This window comes from Mesorhizobium sp. LMG 17147 (assembly GCF_024297145.1).
In the GTDB taxonomy this organism is placed as follows: Bacteria; Pseudomonadota; Alphaproteobacteria; order Rhizobiales; family Rhizobiaceae; genus Mesorhizobium.
Genome location: NZ_JANCTC010000001.1, coordinates 34,766 through 56,017, shown reverse-complemented (window position 1 = coordinate 56,017; position 21,252 = coordinate 34,766). Strand labels below are relative to the sequence as shown.

The following is a 21,252-nucleotide window of genomic DNA, read 5'->3' as shown; positions in this document are numbered from 1 at the left end:
TGATTCAGGCCGCGATCGTTGCAAGCCGCCAGCTAGCGGGCAGGTTCGCTGAGGAGATCAAACTTCTGGATCTCGCAATGCTCGCCCACCGATTCCAGCAGATCTATTGGCGGTGCGCCAGTGTCCGGCCGTCTCCAACTGATCTCGAACGAGAAAACAGGGTCTTTGATATCCGGGCGCCTCTCTATCGCGACGAGGCGTGCCCGGTAGCCAAGCGGCCCGATCATCGTATCGAGTTCCTGTCGGGCTGCGGCCTTCCAGGTCACTGCCAACTGGGCGTGGTGTTCGCGCGAAATTCGAAGATCCACCCATTTCAGGACGAGCAAGGTGGCCAGCGTCAGTGCGGTGCCGGCCGCGCCCAAGCCGTATTGGCCACCACCGAAAGCCAATCCGATCGCCGTCATCACCCACAAGGTGGCCGCCGTGGTGACGCCGCTGACAAGACTGCCACGGCGAAGAATGGCGCCACCGCCGATAAAGCCGACGCCGGTCAGCACGCCCAGCGGAAAGCGCAAGACGTCCATCGATGCAAACGAATCCGGGTGCTTGCCAACGGTTCCCAGCAGAATGCTGGCCTGGACCATTGCGATGGCGGCCGCCAACCCGACCAGCACGGTGGTGCGTAGCCCCGCCGCGTGCCCGCGCGCTTCCCGGTTGAGGCCTATCAACAGGCCGGCGAGCGCGGTCAGAAGTAGTCGTGCTGCGATGTCCTGCCAAACCGGAACAACGAGGAGCATCGCGGTCACCCGTCGGGCCAGGCGCTGCTGGCCAGGAATAGCGCCATGGTCAAAACGAACAAGGGCAAGAGCGTCTTCATCGCAAATTCTTTTCGTCGATAGCAACAAACGATGCGCCTGGATTTTGGTTGCGCCGCCGACGATTCACCCCGGCGATGGGCAGCGGCGGAACAAAACCTCCGGCCTGCGGGTTGGTGGGTTCACGCCAACGAAGGATTTGCAGTCATGGTCCGCTTGCTGCTTGCTGGAGCCGTCGCTTATCTGGCCTATCGCATCACCAAGGAGATCGGTGGATCCGGCGAGGTCGATCCGCTGTCGCCTTCGGCCGACCAAGCCGGCCGCAAGGCGCCGAGGCGGCAAAGCGGGGCACAGAGGAATGGCCGACGGCGCTAGCGAATGCCGTAGCGGCGGCGCGGACCAGCCATGACCGCATTTCCGTTGCCGCTCGACCTTCGTCCAATGGAAGCCAAAGCCGCCGATGCAATTCCTGGCGGCGACGGGCTTTGGCAATACGAGCCGAAATGGGACGGGTTTCGCTGCCTCGCGTTCAAGGGCGACGATGCGGTCGACCTGCGTGCAAAATCCGGCAGGCCGCTTGGCCGCTATTTTCCCGAACTGGTCGCGGTGCTGCGCGATGTGAGCTCGCGACAGTTTGTTGCCGATGGCGAGATTGTCATCGAGGTCGACGGATCGTCCTCGTTCGAGGCCCTGCAAATGCGCCTTCATCCCGCCGAAAGCAGGATCCGCAAGTTAAGCCTCGAGACGCCTGCCATGCTGGTCCTGTTCGATATGCTGGCCGAACCCGGCGGCAGGATCATCATCGAAGAGCCTCTCACCACCAGGAGGCAGGCGATTGAGGCCTTTGTCGCGACGGCGGCACGGCCCGAACTGCACCTGTCCAAATATACGCACGACGCCGCCACCGCCGAGCGCTGGCTGCAGGGCGCCGGCCACGGCTCCACCGACGGTGTTGTTGCCAAACTGATCGCCGGGCCATACCGGCCCGGCGAGCGCGCCATGGCCAAGGTCAAGCGACTGCGCACTGCGGATTGCGTGGTCGGCGGCTTTCGCTATCTCGCCGGCAGCAACGAAGTCGGATCCCTGCTGCTTGGCCTCTACAATAACGAAGGCAGGCTGGACCATGTCGGGTTCACCTCGACCATCGGCAAGGACGACAGGGCAGCATTGACCAGACGGCTGGAAAAACTGCGGGCCAAACCGGGTTTCACCGGCAAGGCGCCGGGCGGACCAAGCCGCTGGAGCACGGAGCGGAGCGGACAATGGGAACCGATAAAGCCTGAACTGGTGGTCGAGGTTCGGTTCGACCATGTGACAGGGGACCGGTTCCGGCACGGGACAAAGCTGTTGCGCTGGCGGCCGGACAAGGAGCCCCGGCAATGCACGTTCGAGCAGATCGAGTAAGTCCGCTCCGAGGCCCCGCTTCAAGGCTCTAGCCGCCCGCTCTACCGTTCATGACGGACCAATGCAATTCACTGGTTCGCCGCGGCCAACCGAGCCTTGGCAACATTTCCGAGGCTCGGTTGCGGTTTTGAAATCAAGCGGCTTCTTGCATTGCGCGTTCGTTGACACCGCTTTCGCCGAGCTTGGAAAGCGCTTCGTCGGTCGCGACCTCTTCCTTGAGAGTTGCCCTGAGCAGCTCGACAACGTCGCTCTTGCCAAGTTCTTCCGCCCACGCGATCAAAGTGCCGTAGCGAGCGATCTCGTAATGTTCGACAGCTTGCGCCGCACCGACAAGCCCGGCGTCGAGCGCGGGAGCACCATTATACTCCTCGAGCATTTCCGAGCCCTCTTCGATGATGCCGTCAATTGCCGGACAGGTTTTGCCGCGGGCCGGCTTGCCGAATTTCTCGAACACCTCCTCGAGGCGGTCGACATGTCCTTCGGTTTCCATGCGGTGTTTCTCGAAAGCGGCGGTCACTTCTTCCGACTCCGCGCCCTTGGCCATTTTGGGCAGCGCTTTCAGTATCTTCTTCTCGGCGTAGTAGAGGTCTTTGAGCCCGTCGAGGAACAGATCCTCAAGGCCCTTGCTTGCCGCCTTCGCGGCCTTTTTCGTGGTCGCCATGATCCTCTCCCGAATGGTTGGTGCCGCCTCGCAAAGTGGAGGTGTCCGATAACCCTCCGACGGGAAACAAGTTCCCTGACGCTGCGGGAGCTTTGAAAATTTTTTCCGACCCGCGTGTGGTGTCGCAAGGGCCTCGACCTGCGGCAGCAATCGGCGAGGAAAGCGCCGTCAGCGCTCGCCGATATGCTCGAACAGGCGGATGTATTCGGCCTCGGCCAAGCCGTAGCCGCCATCTGCCAGTGCGACGAGACCATCGCGGTCGCGGATGATAATTTCGCCGCGGCGGGACCGGATGAGCCCTCGCCCCTCAAGCAGCTGCAGCGCGACCGTGACACCCGGGCGCCTTACGCCAAGCATGATCGACAGGAATTCGTGAGTGATCGCCAGCCGGCCGCCGTCCACCCGATCGTCACACATCAGCAGCCAGCGCGCCAGCCGGTCTTCAAGTTTCGATCGCGCGTTGACCAGCGCGGTAAAGCCAGTCTGTACATGCAGATATTGCACGTAGCGCAGCAAGAACAGCCGCAGCGTCGGGCTTTGTGTCAGCGCCGCTTTGAACGGCTCGGCGTCGATCTTGGCGGCTTCTCCCGCCAGCTGCACATAGCAATCATGGACCGTACGGTCGTCGCCCATTATCAGGGCCGAGCCGGTCATACCTTCCAAGCCGACAAGGCCAACTTCCGCATCGCTGCCGTTCGGCATCTTCGCAACCACGGAACCGATACCCTCCTCGAGGAAATAGATGGCCTCGATCGGCGATCCGGACACTTCGAGCGATTGCCGTAACTCCAGCGAACAGCGCTCGATGTGCGGCTCGAGAGAAGCGAAATCGCCGGCGTTCATTCGGCGCAACAGCTTGTTTTTGTATGGATTTTTATTGGAATATGGATTCTTATTGGAAGTCGCTGGATCAGACATAGCTGGGCCCAAAACAGGGCAAGAGCTTTCTTATCTCCCAGCCGTCCGCGCCCGGTATAACCTGCGAACGATAGCGCTTATATAAGCACTGAAAGGTATGGAGCCTACTAAATAAAAAAATGAATCGATGCACGGCAGTTCTCCTGCCGCTTGCCTACGAAAGCATCCGACTGAAAGTTAGAGTTGGAAACGTACCAAAGACGGTTTCGTACGAAAACGACAATTGAGATCGCCGAACTCGAAAGAGCCCGTCGCGAGGGATGCAACGGGCTCCATTCGGGCGTCGTGGGCTACGCCCAGTGATCCAAATGAGGGTGGGTTGGATCGCAGCAACAATGCAGGTGCGAGACAGTCGTTCCCAAACTGTCTGCTTGGTAATTTCTGTACATTGAGTTTGGACGAGAGCGGCGCTAATTGAATTGGAGTCGTCCACACAGGTATGGCGAGTGGACGCTTGAAAGACGCTTCGCGCTTTCGCCCTTTTCAAGGGAGGATGGCATGTCGATGCAAGGTGCAGCAACTCCAGCCGAACTGAGCGTGCTGAGAAAAGCGCTCGACGACTGCTGCCGCGAGTTGGGTGTTGCGGACGACAGTCCTGTCCGCGAGCGGTTGGCAGCCCGTATCATGTCGCTGTTCAACGAGGGTGTGCTCAGCGCCGATCTGAAAGAAGCGCTGGCCGCCGATCGCCAACACTAAGCTGCTGCTATGGTGGCGTCCTCGGCGCCGAAAGGTTCGGCACCGAGTCGCCCTTTCTGGCCAGGGTCCCGGTTTGCCAAGGATCTTGGAAATCTTGTCTTTTCACGACAAAACGCCCGGCGCTTATTACCAAGCGGCAGGCGTTTTTGTCGCGAGCGTGACACTAACGCGTGTCACGCTTGACCGGCCTCATGCGATGCACTTTAGGTTCCTGTTTTATGCATGTCGTTATCACAAAACCGCTGCACACCCTCGGGTCAAGCCCGAGGGCATGCTTTTGCGCGCCATGCCTCAAATGCGCCCAAGCAGGACCAGGATAATGACGATAAGCAGCACCAGGCCGAGGCCGCCACCACCGTAATAGCCGGTGCCATAGAACGGTCCGCCGCCCAAGCCGCTGAAGCCGCCAAGCAAGGCAAGGACCAAGATGATGATGAGAATGGTTCCAAGGCCCATGATGTCTGCTCTCCTTGTTTGCGCTGCCGCCATTCGTATCAGCGCGTCGCATTGTACAAAGGTATGAACTCGCAAGAGCCATTCCTGTTCCGGCGGAACGGTAAGGCGTACACTCATGCGGCAAGCAAAATGCCGGGCCGTGCCGTCAGAAAAGTCCCAGATGCATGCCTGCGGAGAATGGCATGGCGGCCGCCTTGAACACCTGAGAACATGCTGAAATTCATGGGGAATTTGTCGGAACCTTCGCCCGCCCGAACGGTTGTTTTCGTAGTCGCAACGCGACGACCCTCGTAAAAGGAGAAGCATCATGTTCACGAAAATTCTCGCAGCTTCCGCGCTTACGATCGGTCTGGCCACGTCAGCGATGGCCCAGAACGTCGGCGATCCCTCCGGAGACGCTACCGACGGCAGCGGGCGGACGATCGTAGTCCCGAATAATGGCGGCCCGGACACCGGTACGGATTCGACCATCACCAACAGCATTCGCGACTTCTCAACGACGAGTTCGAATGCCGACCGGAATTGCCCGCCAGGCCCGCAGGGGGCTCTGCCCGATGCGACCGGCAAGGCTCCTGGCACGATGGCTCCGACAGTGAACGACAACCACTGCGGCAAGTAAGCGCCCGGTGATCACAGCCTGACCAGGCCGCGGAGCCTAGGCTCCGCGGCCTGTTGATTTTTGCCGCAAATTAGCGCCTAACGGCCGCGGTGGTCGAAGCTGACGGCGATCTGCCGACCGTCCAGCGCCCGAACGATGAAGCCAACCAGTTCTTCGTCGGTTTGCCGGAACCAGGGAAAGCGTCTGCGCAAATCGGCTATAACGACGGTGGTCGAGAGAATGTCGCCGGAATGGTAGTCGGCCATGGCGGTATGAACGGCAGCGTCGGTATCAATACCGATTCCTAGCGGCGACTTGATCTGCCCCACGGAAGCCTCCACCCATCTCTCCCGACCGACGATAGCAAGACTGCGGCAAAGCGAAAGAGCTTGTACGATTCCGTACGATCTCGCAGCGTGCGTTGCGATTTGCGGGACGCAGCCGGCGTCCTTTGTTTTGCGTTTCCAAACTATTGTCTGGCGTCGCGGCGGCTGGGCGCCACGACCAGGCAACCTCGCTGCAGCTTCCGCGTTGAGCCATCGAGGGATGACATCAGCCTCGGAGAGCTCCCATGAAAACACTTCTATCCGTCACTGCGGCAGCGATGGTGGCCGGCGCGCCTTTGGTTGCTTTTGCCCAATCGGCGACGCTGACGCCTCTAACGACCGACACCATGAGCAAGGTTGACACTGCGACGTTCGTCAAGACGGTGCCCATCGCCAATACATTCGAAATCGAATCGAGCCGACTTGCGCAGACGCAGGGGAAGGCCGACGACGTAAAAGCCTTCGCGGCGCAAATGGTCACGGACCACACCAAGGCCGACGAGGAGTTCAAGGCGGCGCTCAGCAAGGGTCAGACGACTTCGGCCACCGCGCCAGCCGGCCCGCCGCTGGACACCAAGCACCAGGCGCTGCTCGACCAACTCAAGGAGGCCAGCGGGGACAGCTTCCAATCGAAATACATCGACATGCAGACCCAGGCGCATAAGGAAGCGGTGGCGCTGTTTTCCGCTTACGCAAATTCCGGCGACGATCCGGCGATGAAGGAATTTGCCAAAAAGACGCTGCCGGTGCTGCAAATGCACGAACGTCACGTGAAGGATCTCGCTGCCGCGCATCAATGAGGGCGACGACCGCCAGCGGTTTCGCCAACGGAGACGCCGGGCTTGAAGGGAGCGGCTGTCGTCGGCCGCGGGAACAAAGTACCGAGAGTGCCGTTATTCACTTGGCCTATTCCCGGGAGGATCCAATGGGAGGCGGCATTCGCGAGGCGCCGAGGGCAGTAGAGCTGGGTTTCGGCGCCGTTCCGATTGCCGCTGTCACAGGCTGAATCGATTTCCGGCCGGGACAGGTTACCATGCGCTACGGCGAGATATTTGCAAACGCAACGGCGCTCTTGTTGCTGGCGCTGATGGTTGGCGGCATCTTCATCTTGTTTGGAGAACCGCTGTGGCCGCGGCACTACGCGAGAATGGTGCTGGTCCCGAATATTGATGCCATGGCCACCGCGTCATTCCGAACGAGGTGCGCTCCAAGTCCATGCCTGCCCGACACCATCGATCAGACCATGCTGGCTCCTCGCCCCGAGGACGGACCGTGATCTGCGATTTGCAGACGCTGCAACGCTGTGGAGCGGGATGCGGTAAGGCCCGCCGCGCAAGTCGCGCCGCGGGCTTACCGGTGCAATCAAACGGTCTTGCAAACCGTCCGGCTACAACTAGGTCAGGATAAGCACGATCTTGTAGGTATTCGGATCGACGATGACGATTCGGCCATCGGCCAGCACGAAATATTCATAGGATTCGTAAGCCGGAACAATCTTGACGATGCGCGCCGGCAGACGATGTAGCCGGACCTTCTTTCGCGGAACCTCGACGCCGACAGAGATGTCGAAATCGACATTGGAAACGGGTTGCACGTTCGTTTCCTTGATGACCTGGGTAATCTCTGTCTTCTGTTCAACGGTCACATTGCTGATGGAAGCGGTCGAACTCTGGTCCTGCGTCTGCGTAGAGGCGTTGCCCTTAGTTTGCTCGCTGGTCGTGGTCCCAGTCTTGCCCTGAGCCTGCTCCTCGGTCTTCATTTTCGTGTTGCCTTGGGCCTGCTCGGTAGTGGTGGTTCCGGTTTTGCCCTGGGCCTGCTCGTCGGTTTTCATTTTGGTGTTGCCCGTGGCCTGCTGGTCAGTCGTGGCGCCAGCCTTGCCCTGAGCTTGCTCGTCGGTCTTCATTTTCGGCTTGCCCTGAGCCTGCTGGTCAGTCGTAGCGCCAGCCTTGCCCTGGGCTTGCTCGTCGGTCTTCAGCTTTTTGTTGCCCTGCGCCTGTTGTTCAGTCGTAGCGCCGGCCTTGCCTTGGGCCTGCTCGCCCATCTTTGCGCCATTTGGACAGTTGGCAGTGCCGGCTGCGCAATTGGCGCCGGACTGGTCGTCGGTCGACTGCTGCGTCTGGGCAAGTGCCGCTCCGCAGCTGACGCTGATTGCTAGCATGCTGGTAATCAGAACGCCTTTCATGAGAGATCTCCTTGGAAAATGCGTCCCTTCACCGCGTAAAACTGCGGCTAAAAAACTTTGTTCCAAATTCACCGAGCGAAACGGCAAGCGATCCGAGCGGCGGAACAAGCTTTGCCCGGTGACGTTACCGACCTAGCGACCCCGCTGCGAACGGCATGACGCGGCGCAGCGCAGAGGTGGCTCACGACGAAAGGAGACGATCATGAGAATGCATCTTTCCGCGGCTGCGGCTGGGTTCTTGCTGCTTGCGGGTGTTGGCGCCGCTGCGGCCCAGGACGTGGTCATCGAACCGCAGCAGGAGACGATCGTACGCGAGTATGTGAAAAAGCAGCCTCTGGCGTCCGTCCAGCTTCCCGGCGTGGAGCTCAATGTCGGCTCGACACTGCCCGATACCGTCGAGCTTCATGAAGTTCCCAGCGTCAAATACCGCTACGTCGTCGTCGACAATCGGACCGTCCTGGTCGATCCTGGCACGCGCAGGATCGTGAAGGTCATCGAGTGAACAAGCGCGTCGCTTTGAAGGGACATGCGGCGCGTCCAGCATTGTCGACATCCCAGACTGCTGCCCTTGTTGGGCATTCCGACGCAGAAAGGCCCGCCGTTCCGACGCACGGCGGGCCACATAGCGAGTCACCACGCCAGGCGGCAGGGTCCTGTGCTCGCCAGGCCAGAAACTTTGAGAGAATATTCCCGGCTCCTCATCTGGTGTGAAATACTGTTCTTTGATCTGGCGATCAGCATTTCCGATGATGCCCGCAAGGCTTCGCATTCCGCTTGGCCGCAACGATTGCAAAACCGATGAGATTGACCATGCCTGGGAACACCAACACTTTGCTTCAATTCTTCTCGGCAACTATAAGCCGGCGCGCCGGCTTCGCTGTACTTCTTGCATCAGCGGTTGCGATTGTCAGCCTTGCTGCGCCGTCGTTCGCCGAGGACAAGACGGCGGTCAAGGTCGGCATCATGAGCGGCGAGGACGAGGACGTCTGGCGCGTCGTCACCGCCCAGGCGGCGGAGAGGGGCCTGACGATCGAGACCGTGGTGTTCAACGACTATACCCAGCCGAATGAAGCGCTCGAGCGTGGCGAAATCGACGCCAACGCCTTCCAGCACAAGCCCTATCTCGACAACCAGATCAAGACGCAGGGCTATCACATCGTCCCGGTCGGCTATACCGGGGTCTGGCCGATCGGCCTTTATTCCAAGAAGTACGCGAATATTGGAGACCTGCCCGAAGGCGCCGTCATTGGCGTGCCGAACGACCCGTCCAATGAGGGCCGCGCACTGCGTGTCCTGCAGAGCGAACATCTGATCAAGCTCAGGGAAGGCACCGGCATTCTGGCGACGACCACCGACATCGCCGAAAACCCGAAGCACTTGGTCATCAAGGAGCTGGACGCAGGCATCGTCGGGCGCTCGGTGGAAGACCTCGACGGGGCCGTAGTCAACACGGATTGGGCGCTTAAAAGCGGCCTCACACCGGAGAACCGCATCGCCCAGGAGGCGGTGGCCGACAATCCCTATCGCAATTTCATCGCGGTCAAGGCCGGCAATGAAAACCAGCCCTGGGTAAAGACATTGGTCGCCTCCTACCAGAACGAAAAGGTGAAGGCCGAATTCGACCGGGTCTACAAGGGAACCGGCATCAGCGCCTATTGATGCCGAGCTCGACTGGGCGCTGAAGCCCGGCATGATAAAGCGGTCCGCGCTTCAACGCGGACCGCGATCGCGTTTGCGGGACACCAATACAGGAACTTTTATGAACCAGCATTTCGCCTCGGTCACCGAAGTCACGCATCCCGTCGGCGGCCGCTCCGCGGGACCGAACGATGTCGTGCGCCTCATCGAGCTGAAGCGCCGTTTCGGCGCGACAGCGGCGCTGGACGGCGTGTCGCTCAGCGTGCGCCAGGGCGAGATCCTCGGCATCATCGGCCGCAGCGGCGCCGGCAAGTCGACGCTGATACGCTGCCTGAACGGTCTGGAGCGGCCGGATTCAGGACAGGTCTTCATCGAAGGCCGCGACATCAGCCGGCTCGGCGAGCGCGAATTGCAGCCGCTGCGCCGGCGCATCGGCATGATCTTCCAGCATTTCAACCTGCTGTCCGCCAAAACGGTCGAAGACAATGTAGCGCTGCCGCTCAAGATCGAAGGCCGGCCCAGGGCCGAACGCCTGGCGCGCGCCGCCGAGCTGCTCGAGCTTGTCGGCCTGTCGGAAAAGGCGAAAGCCTATCCGGCGTCGCTGTCGGGCGGGCAGAAGCAGCGCGTCGGCATTGCCCGGGCGCTTGCGGCGCGCCCGGCGCTGCTGCTGTCGGACGAAGCGACCTCGGCGTTGGACCCGGAGACGACGCGCTCCATCCTTGCCTTGCTCAGAGACATCAACCGGCAGCTCGGCCTGACCATCCTGCTCATCACGCACGAGATGGAGGTGATCCGTTCGATCGCCGATCGTGTCGCGGTGATCGACGCTGGGCGGATCGTCGAGCAAGGCCCGGTCTGGTCGATTTTTGCGGACCCCAAGTCGGCGATCACGCAGAGCCTGCTCGGCGGCATCCGGCCGCAATTGCCGGCGGAGATCGCAAGCCGGCTAACGCAGAACGCCGGTGTGGAGGCGATCCTCAGGATCGACGTGGCCGGTGAGGCCGCGCGAAGCCCGCTTTTGTCCGATCTTGCCTTGGCAGTTCCCGGCTCGTTTCGCCTCGTGCATGGCGGCATCGATCACGTCCAGCAGCAGCCTGTCGGGACACTGTTCGTGGCGGTCGCCGGCAGCAATGAAGCTCACCTGGCAGAGGTGATCGCGTTCTTGAAAGCCCGCCAAGCGCGGGTGGAGGTGCTTGGCCATGTCGCCGGTTCTGTTTGAGCTTCTCGTCCGTTCGATCTGGGAAACGATCCTGATGACGGCCGCCTCCGGCCTCATCTCGCTAGTTTTCGGGCTGCCGCTTGGCCTGGCGCTGGTCGCCACCGACCGCGGCGGCATCGCCGAAAACCTGTGGGTGAACCGCGCGCTTGGCGCTGTCATCAACGGCTTCCGCTCTGTGCCTTTCATCATCCTGCTGGTTGCGCTGATCCCGGTGACGCGGCTGATCGTCGGCACCTCGATCGGCACCTGGGCAGCGATCGTTCCGCTGTCGATCGCGGCGACGCCCTACTATGCCCGGATCGCCGAAGTGTCGCTGCGTGAGGTCGACCACGGGCTGATCGAAGCGGCGCGCGCCATGGGCGGCAACCGCTGGACGATCATTCGCGAGGTGCTGGTGCCGGAAGCGCTGCCCGGCATCGTCGCCGGCTTCACGGTGACGCTGGTGACGCTGATCGGCGCCTCGGCGATGGCCGGCGCCATCGGCGCCGGCGGGCTCGGCGACCTCGCCATCCGCTACGGTTACCAGCGCTTCGAAACGTCAGTCATGATCGCCGTGGTCATCGTCCTGATCGTCCTGGTCTGCGGCATCCAGTGGGCCGGCGACCGGCTGGTCGCGAGGCTGGATCACAGGGCATAGCTTCGCGCAGCGGTCGGGCAATATGCCAGCACCCGGTGAGACCCTCACTGCCGGTCCGGCTTCTCCACCGCGCTCAGCGCCGCCAAGCCTTGTAGAGGTGGTTCTCCGGTTTGCAAATATAGCTGGATCAGTTGCTCATCCTCTGCACCTTTATAGGCTAACGGAATACCTCTGATTTGAGCGGGCATGTCCCAATCGAGCGGCCTATCCTCCGACGCGAACCACTTGCATCGCCGAACCTCCACCCAATGCCGGCGAATTGACAAACAATTGCCGAGGCTGTCATCTTCGTAGCCGAACTCCACTCCACAGCACGAACATATGATGTAGCTGGGTTCTTTGCCGTTCTCGCCCCATGGCAGATCGGGAGATTGACCGAGGCCGCAGACACGGCATTTGAATTTGTCTTGTGGATTCATTTGATCCCGAACAGGTCCCTGGCTTGCTCGGCGGTATAGTACCCTAGCCTGACATCCCGAGCGACCAATTGCGGATCGCGCTGCAGCGGATCGCCGTAGCCGCCGCCGCCCGGCGTGCCGACGCGCACGCGATCGCCTGCCTTCAACGCGATGTCCTGCTCCTTGGAAAGATGCGGCGGCACATGTTCCTTGCCGTCGCGGAACACGGCGACCGTGTTGACCGCGCCGTCCTTGCCGCCGAGCGCGCCTTGCGGGCCGAACCGGCCGTGGTCCATGACGAAAGAGGCACGTGCATCGCCGCGCAGGATTTCCACCTCATAGGCAAGCCCAAAACCGCCGCGATGCTTGCCGGCGCCACCGGAGCCTTCGCGCAGCGCATAGTGGCGGTAGAGCACCGGAAAGGCCTGCTCCATGATTTCGACCGGCGGCGACTTGGAGATGCCTATGGTCGAGCAGCCATTGGTCAGGCCGTCGTGATCGGCGTTGCCGCCATAGCCGCCGCCGGAAATCTGGTACATGACGTAGTCGCGGCCGCGCGCCGGATCGTTGCCGCCGAGCGCGAAATTGCCGCTGGAGCCGGCCGGAGCCGCCGTCACCCGGTCCGGCAGCGCCTGCACCATCGCTGCGAACACCGCCTCGGCGATGCGCTGCGAAACCTCGGCGGCGCAGCCCGACACAGGGCGTGGATATTTGGCGTCGAGGAAGGTGCCTTCCGGCCGCTTGACGATCAGCGGTTCGAAGGCGCCGGCGCTGATCGGCACATCCGGGAAAATATGGCGCATAGCGAGATAGACCGAGGACAAGGTCGTCGCCAGAACGCTGTTCATCGGCCCGGCGCAGGGTTTTGATGAGCCCGAGAAGTCGAAGATGAGCGTGTCGCCTTTTTTCTCGACTGCCAGCGCGATGATCAGCGGCTCGTTTACCACGCCGTCTGAATCGACGAAGGCCTGCGAGCGATAGATACCGTCGGGAATGGCCGATATGTTGACGCGCATCTGTTCAGCGGCGCGGCGCCGCAATTCGGCGATCGCTTCGACAACCGTTTCATCTCCGTAACGATCCAGGATTCCATTGAGCCTGTCCTGGCCGATCAGCAGTGCCGCCGCCTGCGCGCGGATATCGCCAATGCGCTGGTCGGCAACACGGATGTTGGAGCAGATGATGGCGTAGATCTCCGGGTCGAGCACGCCCTTCTTGAACAGTTTCACCGGCGGCAACCGCAAGCCTTCCTGCTCGACCGCCGTTGCCGAGGCGGAGAAGCCGCCCGGCACCGAACCGCCAATGTCGGGCCAATGGCCGGTGTTCGACAGCCAGCAGAAGATCTTCCCGTCCCGGTAGACCGGCATGGCGAAGCGCACATCCATCAGATGGGTGCCGCCGAGATAGGGATCGTTGACGATGTAAATATCGCCCGGCTCGGGCGGAAGGCAGCGTCCGTCGGCGATCATCTCGATCACCGTTTTGGTCGAATACTGCATGACGCCGACGAACACCGGCAGGCCCTGGCTGCCTTGCGCGATCAGCGAACCATCGAGCGCCGAATAGATGCCATCCGAACGGTCATTGGCCTCGGCGATAACAGGCGAGAACGCGGCGCGCGAAAACGTCAGGTCCATTTCGTCGCAGACCTGCTGCAGGGCCGCCTGGAGGACCGAAAGCGTAATAGTGTCGAGCTGCGCCATCTCAGGCCTCGCCGATATCGATGATGATGTTGCCGTCGGCATCCGACCGCGCCCGGTCGCCGGGCTCTAGCACGGTAGTGGCGTCCATCTGTTCGAGGATCGCCGGCCCCATGATGACTGCGTCGAGCGGCAGCTTTTCCCTGCTGTAGACCGGCGTATCGTACCAGCGCCCGCCGTACCAGACCGGCCGGATCTCGCGCCGCGCCCCTTCGAGCGTTTTGGCGCGCCCGGCCGGGTCGATCAGCCGGGACAGATCGATCGTCGGCCGCACGCCGGTAACCGACGTGTTGAGGTTGACCAGATTGGCGCGGATTTCCGGCAGCTCGACCTTGAAGCGGGCGAAATATGCACTCTCGAACAGTTGCTGCAGTACCTGACGTGTCACCGCAGACGACGGCAGCGGCACGTTGATGATATGCGTCTGGCCGACGAACTGCATGTCGGCGGAATGCGTGACACGGATTGCTTCCGGCTTCACCGCTTCCTTGCCGATCAGTTCCTCGCCTTCGTTTCGGTGCCGTTCCAATGTCTCGTGGAGTTGGGCTTCATCGAGACTGGCCACCGGCTGGTTGACCGTGTTGACGAAATCATGGCGCAGATCGGCGACGACGCAGCCGAGAGCATTGGTGATGCCCGGCCGCGCCGGCACCAGCACTTTCGGCAGGCCTAGTTCGCGCGCCAATGCCGTCGCATGCAGCGGACCGGCGCCGCCGAAGGCGAACAGCGCGAAATCGCGCGGGTCGTGGCCGCGCGACACCGAGACCATGCGGATGGCGCCGGCCATCTTCACGTTGCCGAGCCGCAGCACCGCACCCGCCGCTTCGACGCCGGACAAGCCTGTGGCGCGGCCGATCCTGTCCTCGAATATGCCGGTGACCCGTTCGACGGTGACCGGGTTTTCCACCGCGAGCAGCTTCTTCGGCGCCAGCCTGCCGAGCACCAGATTCGCATCGGTGATGGTCGGCTCCAAGCCGCCGCGTCCGTAGCAGATTGGCCCGGGATTGGCGCCGGCGCTTTCCGGGCCAATCTGGATCAGGCCTGCCGCATCGACGCGGGCGATCGAGCCGCCGCCGGCGCCGACCGTATGGACCGCCACCATCGGCACGTGGATCGGCATCGCATATTCGATCTCGATCTCGTTCGACACTGCCGGCTCGGCGTTGCGGATCAGCGCCACGTCGGTCGAGGTGCCGCCCATGTCGTAGGTGACCAGGTTTTCGAAGCCGGCGCGTTTGCCGGTATAGGCGGCAGCAATGACGCCGGAAGCGGGGCCGGACATGACGGTCTTGGCCGACTCACGTGTGACAAAGCGGGCCGAGATCATGCCGCCATTGCCGTTCATGATCAGGAAGTCGCGGGCGTAGCCTTTTGACGCCAGCTCCTTGCGCAGCCGCTCGACATAGCGTTCGAGGATCGGTTGGACCGAAGCGTTGACCGAAGCGGTCACGCCGCGCTCGAATTCGCGCGCTTCCGAAAGCAGGGCGTGGCCTGTCGTGATGTAGCCGTTCGGCCAAAGCTCGGCCGCTATCTCGGCGGCGCGCCGCTCATGCGCCGGGTTGACGTAGGAATGCAGGAAATGGATGACCAGGGATTCGCAGCCGGCTGCGATCAGTTGTGAAATCGCTGTCCGCATCTCGGCCTCGTCGAGCGGGATGCGCACCGCGCCCGAGGCCTCGACCCGCTCCGACACTTCGAGCCGCAGATTGCGCGGAATGATCGGGATGAAGGTGCCCGTCATGCCATAGGCCTGCGGCCGTGTCCGCCGGCCAAGCTCGATGACGTCGCGAAAGCCGCGCGTGGTGATCATGCCGGTCTTGGCCAGCCGGCGCTCCAGGACCGCGTTGGTGGTCGTCGTCGTGCCGTGCACGATGAGGTCGATGCCGTCGACCGGAAATCCGGTGGCGCCAAGTGCCGAAACGACGCCGAACGCCTGGTTGTAGACTGTCGTCGGGGTCTTGGCGATGTGCACCCGGCCACCGTCACGGCCGTCGATCAGAAGGAGGTCGGTAAAAGTTCCGCCGACATCGATGCCTGCGACGACGCTGCCAGTCGAATCCAGCGCTTGCGTCGAAAAATTCTGTCCCATTGTCGAAACCCGAAATGCCCGAACTGCCTACATGCCTTAGTTTGGAAAGCTGTTTTACGGCGGCGTCTTGACGCAAATATCGTTTGTATACTAATAAATTCCCGACACAAGAGCTTACCGCTTCGGAGTGTGCAAACGGCTCGCTGGAACCTGACCGGTTCGGGCGCGCAGGTGGAGATTTGGCGCCGGCGCTGAGCCGGCCCAGAAGGTTAGGTTTGATGAACACCACATCCGCGTTCAACACAGCCGGCGCCCGGCCGTTGCAGTTCCCGATACCGGCCAATGTCTATGCCGAAACCGTGGTCTCGGTGAAGCATTACACCGACCGGCTGTTTTCGTTCCGCATCACCCGGCCGCAGTCGCTGCGCTTCCGCTCCGGCGAATTCGTCATGATCGGCCTGCCCAATGCCGAGAAGCCAGTGTTCCGCGCCTATTCGATCGCCAGCCCGTCCTGGGACGACGAACTCGAATTCTTCTCGATCAAGGTGCCGGACGGCCCGCTTACCTCGGAGCTGCAGAAAATCGAGATCGGCGATACCGTCATCATGCGGCAGAAGTCGACGGGTACGCTGGTGGTCGACGCGCTGACGCCGGCCAAGCGCCTGTTCATGATCTCGACCGGCACCGGCATCGCTCCCTTCGCCAGCCTGCTGCGCGATCCCGATACTTATGAGAAGTTCGAGCAGGTGGTCCTGACCCATACCTGCCGCGACAATGCCGAGCTCACCTACGGCCAGGAGCTTGTGGCCGCACTGGAGAACGATCCGCTGATCGGCGAGCTGACCGGCGGCCGCGTCACGCTGTATAATTCGACGACGCGCGAGACCTCCGAGCGCATGGGCCGCATCACCGCGCTGATCGGCTCGGGCAAATTCTACACCGATCTCGGCATCGACAGGCTCAATCCCGAGACCGACCGCATCATGATCTGCGGCTCGATGCATATGCTCAAGGACGTCAAGGAGCTGGCTGAAAGCCACGGCTTCCAGGAAGGCTCGCTGCATCATCCGGCAAGCTTCGTCGTCGAGCGCGCCTTCGTCGGCTGAGACGCGGCAGTTCAGAGTTTACTGGTTTGCGACCCTGATTTTGACCACACGGTCAAAAGTCGGCTGCCTCGACCGTCTTTTTCCGCTATGACCGCTTGAAGGACTCGTGAAGCGCTGCTTCACGGTCTATCTTCGGCATAACTCGCTGAACAAGAGGCAGGAGATGAGCAGCACAATCCGCGAAACCGATCTCGGCACGTCCAAGATCACGCCGCTGCCGGCGCGCGCCGCCGCCAATGCGCCGATGCCGCAAGCCCGCGGCATTGCCCGCAATCCCGGCATGAGGCTCGATCTCGGCTTTATGGAATCGATGCGCAGCGTCAACCGCTCGGCGCTGGAACGCCGCGTCGCCAGCCTAACCAAAAGACGGTCGATCAAGGCCGATAACCAGGCGGCCTGGCTGCTGCGCGCCGTCGCCTGCATGGACCTGACGACGCTGAACTCGAATGACACGGAAGAGCGCGTGCGCCGGCTCTGTGCCAAGGCGGTCAACCCGTTCCGTCGCGACATCGCCGAAGGGCTCGGCATTACTGGTGAAAAGATCCGCCCGGCGGCGGTCTGCGTCTATCATCCCTTCGTCGCCACCGCCGTCGAAGCGCTGCGCGGCAGCGGCGTCCATGTCGCCGCCGTTTCGACCGCCTTCCCGCATGGACTTGCACCGCTTTCGACGCGCCTGCAAGAGATCGAAGCATCGGTCCGCGACGGCGCCGACGAGATCGACGTCGTCATCCCGCGCGGTTTGGTATTCGGGGCGAAATGGCAGGAGCTCTATAACGAGATCGTCTCGATGCGCGCCGCTTGCGGCGAGGCGCATCTGAAGGTGATCCTCGGTACCGGCGACCTCGCCACGCTGCGCAACGTCATGCTCGCCTCGATGGTGGCGATGATGGCGGGTGCAGATTTCATCAAAACCTCGACCGGCAAGGAAAGTGTCAACGCGACGCTGCCGGTCGGCCTTGCCATGGTGCGCGCGATCCGCGCCTATTTCGAGGAAACCGGCTATCTCATCGGCTTCAAGCCGGCCGGTGGCATTTCCACGGCAAAAGCCTCGCTCGATTGGCTGGTGCTGATGAAGGAAGAGCTTGGCCGGCCGTGGCTGGAGCCGGAGCTGTTCCGCTTCGGAGCATCGAGCCTTTTGACCGACATCGAGCGCCAGCTCGAGCATCATCTGACCGGCCACTACTCGGCCAATCATCGCCACGCGATGGCGTGATTCGGAGCGCTTCATGAACATCCTCGAACGCTATCACGCCATGGATTACGGGCTGGCGCCGGAAGCCCGCAACGAGGCCGATGCCTGGCTGGCCGCGCGGGATTTCGGCAAGGCGCTGTTCATCGGCGGCGACTGGAAGGCAGCCAGCGAAGGCAAAACCTTCGACACCAGCGATCCGTCCTCGGGAAAGCTGCTGGCCAAGGTGTCGGACGCTGGTGCCGCCGATATCGACGCGGCGGTGTCGGCCGCCACAAAAGCGCTGCCGAAATGGAACGCCAGCACCGGCTACAGCCGAGCCAAGGTGCTCTATGCCATCGGCCGCGCCATGCAGCGCCACCAACGGCTGTTCGCGGTGCTTGAGACAATCGACAATGGCAAGCCGATCCGCGAAAGCCGCGACATCGACGTGCCGCTGGCGATCCGCCATTTTATCCATCATGCCGGCTGGGCGCAGACGCTGGACAGGGATTTTCCCGGTCACAAGGGCGTCGGCGTCGTCGGCCAGATCATCCCGTGGAACTTCCCGCTCTTGATGCTCGCCTGGAAGATCGCGCCGGCGCTCGCCGCGGGCTGCACCGTGGTGCTCAAACCCGCGGAATTCACGCCACTCACCGCGATCCTGTTTGCCGAGATCTGCGCACGCGCCGGCGTGCCGAAGGGCGTCGTCAACATCGTCCAGGGCGGGCCGGAGGCGGGCGCGGCCATCGTCAACCATCCCGGCGTCCAGAAGATTGCCTTCACCGGTTCGTCCGAGGTCGGCAAGATCATCCGCAAGGCCACTGCCGGCTCGGGCAAGAAACTTTCGCTGGAGCTTGGCGGCAAGTCGGCATTCGTCGTTTTCGAGGATGCCGACCTCGACAGCGCCGTCGAGGGTCTAGTCGATGGTATCTGGTTCAACCAGGGCCAGGTGTGCTGTGCCGGCTCGCGCCTTCTGGTGCAGGAAGGGATCGCCGACGCCTTCATCGCCAAGGTCAAGACGCGGATGAGCCGGCTGCGCGTCGGCAGCCCGCTCGACAAGAACACCGATATCGGCCCGCTGGTCGATTTGACTCAGCTCGATCGCGTCAAGGGCCTGATTGCCGAAGGTGCCAAGCAGGGCGCGATCTGCTGGCAGCCGGACTCGGCACTGCCCGCCGCGGGCTATTACCATCTGCCAACGCTGGCGACCGGTGTTTCGCCGGCTAACATCTTGGCACAGGAAGAGGTGTTCGGGCCGGTGCTCGCCACCATGACCTTCCGCAACACCGAGGAAGCGATCGAGCTCGCCAACAACACACGCTATGGCCTGGCCGCTTCGGTGTGGAGCGAGAACATCAATCTTGCCCTGCACATCGCGCCGCAATTGAAGGCCGGCGTCGTCTGGATCAACGGCACCAATATGTTCGACGCCTCCTGCGGCTTCGGCGGCTATCGCGAGAGCGGCTTTGGCCGCGAAGGCGGGCGCGAGGGCATGTTCGAATATCTCTCGGCAAAACTGCCGCTCGGCCCGATCATCAAACCGGCAACGTCTTCTGCCCAACCTGTCGAGCAGGCGGAAGGTGGCGCCATCGACCGCACGGCAAAGCTGTTCATCGGCGGCAAGCAGGTCCGGCCGGACGGCAATTATTCCTTGGCCATCGCCAGCGCCAAGGGCAAGCTTGCCGGCGAGGTCGGTCTCGGCAACCGCAAGGATATCCGCGACGCCGTCGCGGCCGCGCGCGCCTGCAAGGCCTGGCCGGAGGCGACCGCCTACAACCGCAGCCAGGTACTCTACTACGTGGCCGAAAATCTTTCCGGCCGCGCCGACGAGTTTGCCGCCCGTTTGACCCAGCTCACCGGCGCGACCGCCAAGGCGGCGCGCGAAGAGGTCGAGCTGTCGATCGAGCGCCTGTTCCTCTACGCCGGCCTGGCCGACAAATTCGAGGCCCGCGTCCACCAGCCGCCGGCCCGCGCCGTCACGCTGGCGCTGCACGAGCCAGTCGGCGTCGTCGGCATCATCGCACCGGACAATGCGCCTCTGCTTGGCCTGATCTCGCTGATGGCACCGGCGCTCGCCATGGGCAACACCGTGGTCGCCGTGCCGTCCGAAAAATACCCGCTGCTTGCCACCGACCTCTACCAGGTCATCGAATATTCCGACGTTCCGGCGGGCGCCATCAACATCGTCACCGGCCGTAGCGCCGAGCTGGCCGGCGTGCTGGCCAAGCACGACGATGTCGACGGGCTCTGGATGTTCGCCGATGCCGAGACCTGTGCCAAGGCGGAGGCCGAGTCCATCGGCAATCTCAAGCGTGTCTGGACCGGCAACGGCCACAGCCTCGACTGGGCGTCGAGCGAAGCAGCCGGCGATGCCTTGCTGCGCCGTGCGATCGAGGTCAAGAACGTCTGGGTGCCCTACGGCGACTGAGTGTCCCGGAGGGGACGTCCGGGCTTGACGGGCCAACAGATGTTCTTTACCGAGAAAAAACATTTGGGCGGCAGGCGAATACCGAAACAGGCGGGATGGTACTATCCGCCTGGCACATTGCGCCCGGCCTTGTGCCGGTAAAAAGCCGAACGATTAAAGACGGGCGAGGAGAAAAGCATGGCAGATCTGACTGGCAAGATCGTTGTCGTCACGGCGGCGGCGCAAGGCATCGGCCGGGCAAGTGCGCTGGCGTTCGCCAAGGCCGGCGCCGTCGTCCATGCCACCGACATCAACGAGGTGGTGCTCGCCGATCTCGGCAAGACGCCCGGTATCAAGACCCGCAAGCTCGACGTGCTGAACGATGAGGCGGTGAATGCCGCTTTTGCCGAGATCGGCGCCGTCGACGTGCTGTTCAATTGCGCCGGCTTCGTCCATTCCGGCTCGATCCTCGAGATGAAGGACGGCGATCTCGACTTTGCCTATGATCTCAATGTCCGCTCGATGATCCGCACCATCCGCGCCGTGCTGCCCGGCATGCTGGAACGCGGCGACGGCTCGATCATCAACATGGCGTCGCTGGCCAGTTCGACCAAGGGCGTGCCGAACCGCTTCGTTTACGGGCTGACCAAGGCAGCCGTCATCGGCCTGACCAAATCGGTCGCCGCCGACTATGTCGGCAAGGGCATACGCTGCAATGCGATCTGTCCAGGCACGGTCGAAAGCCCGTCGCTGCAGGATCGCATGCATGCGCAGGGCGACTACGAAGCAGCTCGCGCCGCCTTCATCGCCCGCCAGCCGATGGGCCGCCTCGGCACGCCCGAAGAAATCGCCGATCTCGCCGTCTATCTGGCCGGCGCCACCTATACGTCGGGGCAGGCTTATAATATCGACGGTGGCTGGTCGATCTAAGCTCATCTCAAATCAAGGAGA

At 62.3% G+C, this 21,252-nt stretch carries 23 protein-coding genes; 14 read left to right on the top strand and 9 right to left on the bottom strand.

Going from position 1 to position 21,252, the window contains the following annotated elements; all coding sequences use genetic code 11:
- Positions 1–32 precede the first annotated feature (32 nt).
- Positions 33–845: an MgtC/SapB family protein gene (locus NMG46_RS00275; protein ID WP_254815762.1), complete on the bottom strand. Its 813-nt coding sequence runs from the start codon at positions 843–845 to the stop codon at positions 33–35.
- Between the two features lie 117 nt (positions 846–962).
- Here NMG46_RS00275 and NMG46_RS00270 point away from each other — a divergent pair, with 117 nt between their 5' ends.
- Positions 963–1,130 carry a hypothetical protein gene (locus NMG46_RS00270; RefSeq protein ID WP_254815761.1) on the top strand — a complete coding sequence of 56 codons (168 nt, stop codon included), beginning with the start codon at positions 963–965 and terminating at the stop codon, positions 1,128–1,130.
- A gap of 30 nt (positions 1,131–1,160) precedes the next feature.
- Complete coding sequence (locus NMG46_RS00265; RefSeq protein ID WP_254815760.1) at positions 1,161–2,159, top strand: ATP-dependent DNA ligase; 999 nt, start codon at positions 1,161–1,163, stop codon at positions 2,157–2,159.
- A gap of 133 nt (positions 2,160–2,292) precedes the next feature.
- Here NMG46_RS00265 and NMG46_RS00260 read toward each other — a convergent pair whose 3' ends face one another.
- Both NMG46_RS00260 and NMG46_RS00255 read right to left on the bottom strand, forming a co-directional pair.
- The gene (locus NMG46_RS00260) at positions 2,293–2,820 is read right to left on the bottom strand and encodes a ferritin-like domain-containing protein (protein ID WP_254815759.1); all 528 of its coding nucleotides are present in this window, start codon (positions 2,818–2,820) and stop codon (positions 2,293–2,295) included.
- Between the two features lie 168 nt (positions 2,821–2,988).
- On the bottom strand, positions 2,989–3,663 hold the full coding sequence (locus tag NMG46_RS00255) for a Crp/Fnr family transcriptional regulator (RefSeq protein ID WP_254815758.1): 675 nt from the start codon (positions 3,661–3,663) through the stop codon (positions 2,989–2,991).
- A 573-nt stretch (positions 3,664–4,236) separates the two neighbouring features.
- On the opposite strand from NMG46_RS00255, the gene NMG46_RS00250 reads away from it, so the two are divergent.
- Positions 4,237–4,434, top strand: a complete 198-nt coding sequence (locus NMG46_RS00250; RefSeq protein ID WP_254815757.1) for a hypothetical protein — start codon at positions 4,237–4,239, stop codon at positions 4,432–4,434.
- Positions 4,435–4,725: 291 nt separating this feature from the next.
- Here NMG46_RS00250 and NMG46_RS00245 read toward each other — a convergent pair whose 3' ends face one another.
- Entirely contained in the window at positions 4,726–4,890 is a 165-nt protein-coding gene (locus NMG46_RS00245) for a DUF3309 family protein (protein WP_023677107.1), read from the bottom strand.
- Between the two features lie 307 nt (positions 4,891–5,197).
- On the opposite strand from NMG46_RS00245, the gene NMG46_RS00240 reads away from it, so the two are divergent.
- Positions 5,198–5,509 (top strand): hypothetical protein, encoded by a 312-nt coding sequence (locus tag NMG46_RS00240; RefSeq protein WP_254815756.1) that lies wholly within the window; start codon positions 5,198–5,200, stop codon positions 5,507–5,509.
- A 77-nt stretch (positions 5,510–5,586) separates the two neighbouring features.
- On the opposite strand, the gene NMG46_RS00235 is transcribed toward NMG46_RS00240, so the two are convergent.
- Positions 5,587–5,829: a hypothetical protein gene (locus NMG46_RS00235; RefSeq protein WP_254815755.1), complete on the bottom strand. Its 243-nt coding sequence runs from the start codon at positions 5,827–5,829 to the stop codon at positions 5,587–5,589.
- A 263-nt stretch (positions 5,830–6,092) separates the two neighbouring features.
- Here NMG46_RS00235 and NMG46_RS00230 point away from each other — a divergent pair, with 263 nt between their 5' ends.
- Positions 6,093–6,614, top strand: a complete 522-nt coding sequence (locus tag NMG46_RS00230) for a DUF4142 domain-containing protein (protein ID WP_254815754.1) — start codon at positions 6,093–6,095, stop codon at positions 6,612–6,614.
- Positions 6,615–6,847: 233 nt separating this feature from the next.
- A complete protein-coding gene (locus NMG46_RS00225) occupies positions 6,848–7,090 on the top strand; it encodes a polymerase (protein ID WP_254815753.1) in 243 nt (80 codons plus the stop codon).
- Positions 7,091–7,207: 117 nt separating this feature from the next.
- Here the strand turns inward: NMG46_RS00225 and NMG46_RS00220 are convergent, their stop codons facing one another.
- Positions 7,208–7,996, bottom strand: coding sequence for a DUF1236 domain-containing protein (locus tag NMG46_RS00220; protein WP_254815752.1), 789 nt, complete (start codon positions 7,994–7,996; stop codon positions 7,208–7,210).
- A 202-nt stretch (positions 7,997–8,198) separates the two neighbouring features.
- Here NMG46_RS00220 and NMG46_RS00215 point away from each other — a divergent pair, with 202 nt between their 5' ends.
- From NMG46_RS00215 to NMG46_RS00200, 4 genes are all read left to right on the top strand, one after another.
- Entirely contained in the window at positions 8,199–8,498 is a 300-nt protein-coding gene (locus tag NMG46_RS00215; protein ID WP_254815751.1) for a DUF1236 domain-containing protein, read from the top strand.
- A 308-nt stretch (positions 8,499–8,806) separates the two neighbouring features.
- Positions 8,807–9,655: a MetQ/NlpA family lipoprotein gene (locus NMG46_RS00210; RefSeq protein ID WP_254815750.1), complete on the top strand. Its 849-nt coding sequence runs from the start codon at positions 8,807–8,809 to the stop codon at positions 9,653–9,655.
- A gap of 100 nt (positions 9,656–9,755) precedes the next feature.
- Positions 9,756–10,853 carry a methionine ABC transporter ATP-binding protein gene (locus tag NMG46_RS00205; protein WP_254815749.1) on the top strand — a complete coding sequence of 366 codons (1,098 nt, stop codon included), beginning with the start codon at positions 9,756–9,758 and terminating at the stop codon, positions 10,851–10,853.
- On the top strand, positions 10,834–11,490 hold the full coding sequence (locus NMG46_RS00200) for a methionine ABC transporter permease (RefSeq protein ID WP_254815748.1): 657 nt from the start codon (positions 10,834–10,836) through the stop codon (positions 11,488–11,490). Before NMG46_RS00205 ends, NMG46_RS00200 begins: the two co-directional genes overlap by 20 nt.
- A gap of 44 nt (positions 11,491–11,534) precedes the next feature.
- On the opposite strand, the gene NMG46_RS00195 is transcribed toward NMG46_RS00200, so the two are convergent.
- The 3 genes from NMG46_RS00195 to NMG46_RS00185 are packed head-to-tail and all read right to left on the bottom strand — an operon-like array spanning position 11,535 to position 15,677.
- Positions 11,535–11,909, bottom strand: coding sequence for a hypothetical protein (locus NMG46_RS00195; RefSeq protein ID WP_254815747.1), 375 nt, complete (start codon positions 11,907–11,909; stop codon positions 11,535–11,537).
- Positions 11,906–13,591 carry a hydantoinase B/oxoprolinase family protein gene (locus tag NMG46_RS00190; protein ID WP_254815746.1) on the bottom strand — a complete coding sequence of 562 codons (1,686 nt, stop codon included), beginning with the start codon at positions 13,589–13,591 and terminating at the stop codon, positions 11,906–11,908. Before NMG46_RS00190 ends, NMG46_RS00195 begins: the two co-directional genes overlap by 4 nt.
- Position 13,592: 1 nt before the next feature.
- A complete protein-coding gene (locus NMG46_RS00185) occupies positions 13,593–15,677 on the bottom strand; it encodes a hydantoinase/oxoprolinase family protein (protein WP_254815745.1) in 2,085 nt (694 codons plus the stop codon).
- A gap of 218 nt (positions 15,678–15,895) precedes the next feature.
- Here NMG46_RS00185 and NMG46_RS00180 point away from each other — a divergent pair, with 218 nt between their 5' ends.
- The 4 genes from NMG46_RS00180 (at position 15,896) to NMG46_RS00165 (ending at position 21,231) form a co-directional block, all read left to right on the top strand.
- Positions 15,896–16,723, top strand: a complete 828-nt coding sequence (locus NMG46_RS00180) for a ferredoxin--NADP reductase (protein ID WP_254815744.1) — start codon at positions 15,896–15,898, stop codon at positions 16,721–16,723.
- A 163-nt stretch (positions 16,724–16,886) separates the two neighbouring features.
- Positions 16,887–17,936: a deoxyribose-phosphate aldolase gene (gene deoC, locus NMG46_RS00175; protein WP_254815743.1), complete on the top strand. Its 1,050-nt coding sequence runs from the start codon at positions 16,887–16,889 to the stop codon at positions 17,934–17,936.
- A gap of 13 nt (positions 17,937–17,949) precedes the next feature.
- Positions 17,950–20,322, top strand: a complete 2,373-nt coding sequence (locus tag NMG46_RS00170; RefSeq protein ID WP_254815742.1) for an aldehyde dehydrogenase family protein — start codon at positions 17,950–17,952, stop codon at positions 20,320–20,322.
- Positions 20,323–20,499: 177 nt separating this feature from the next.
- Entirely contained in the window at positions 20,500–21,231 is a 732-nt protein-coding gene (locus NMG46_RS00165) for an SDR family oxidoreductase (protein ID WP_254815741.1), read from the top strand.
- The last annotated feature ends 21 nt before the right edge of the window (positions 21,232–21,252 follow it).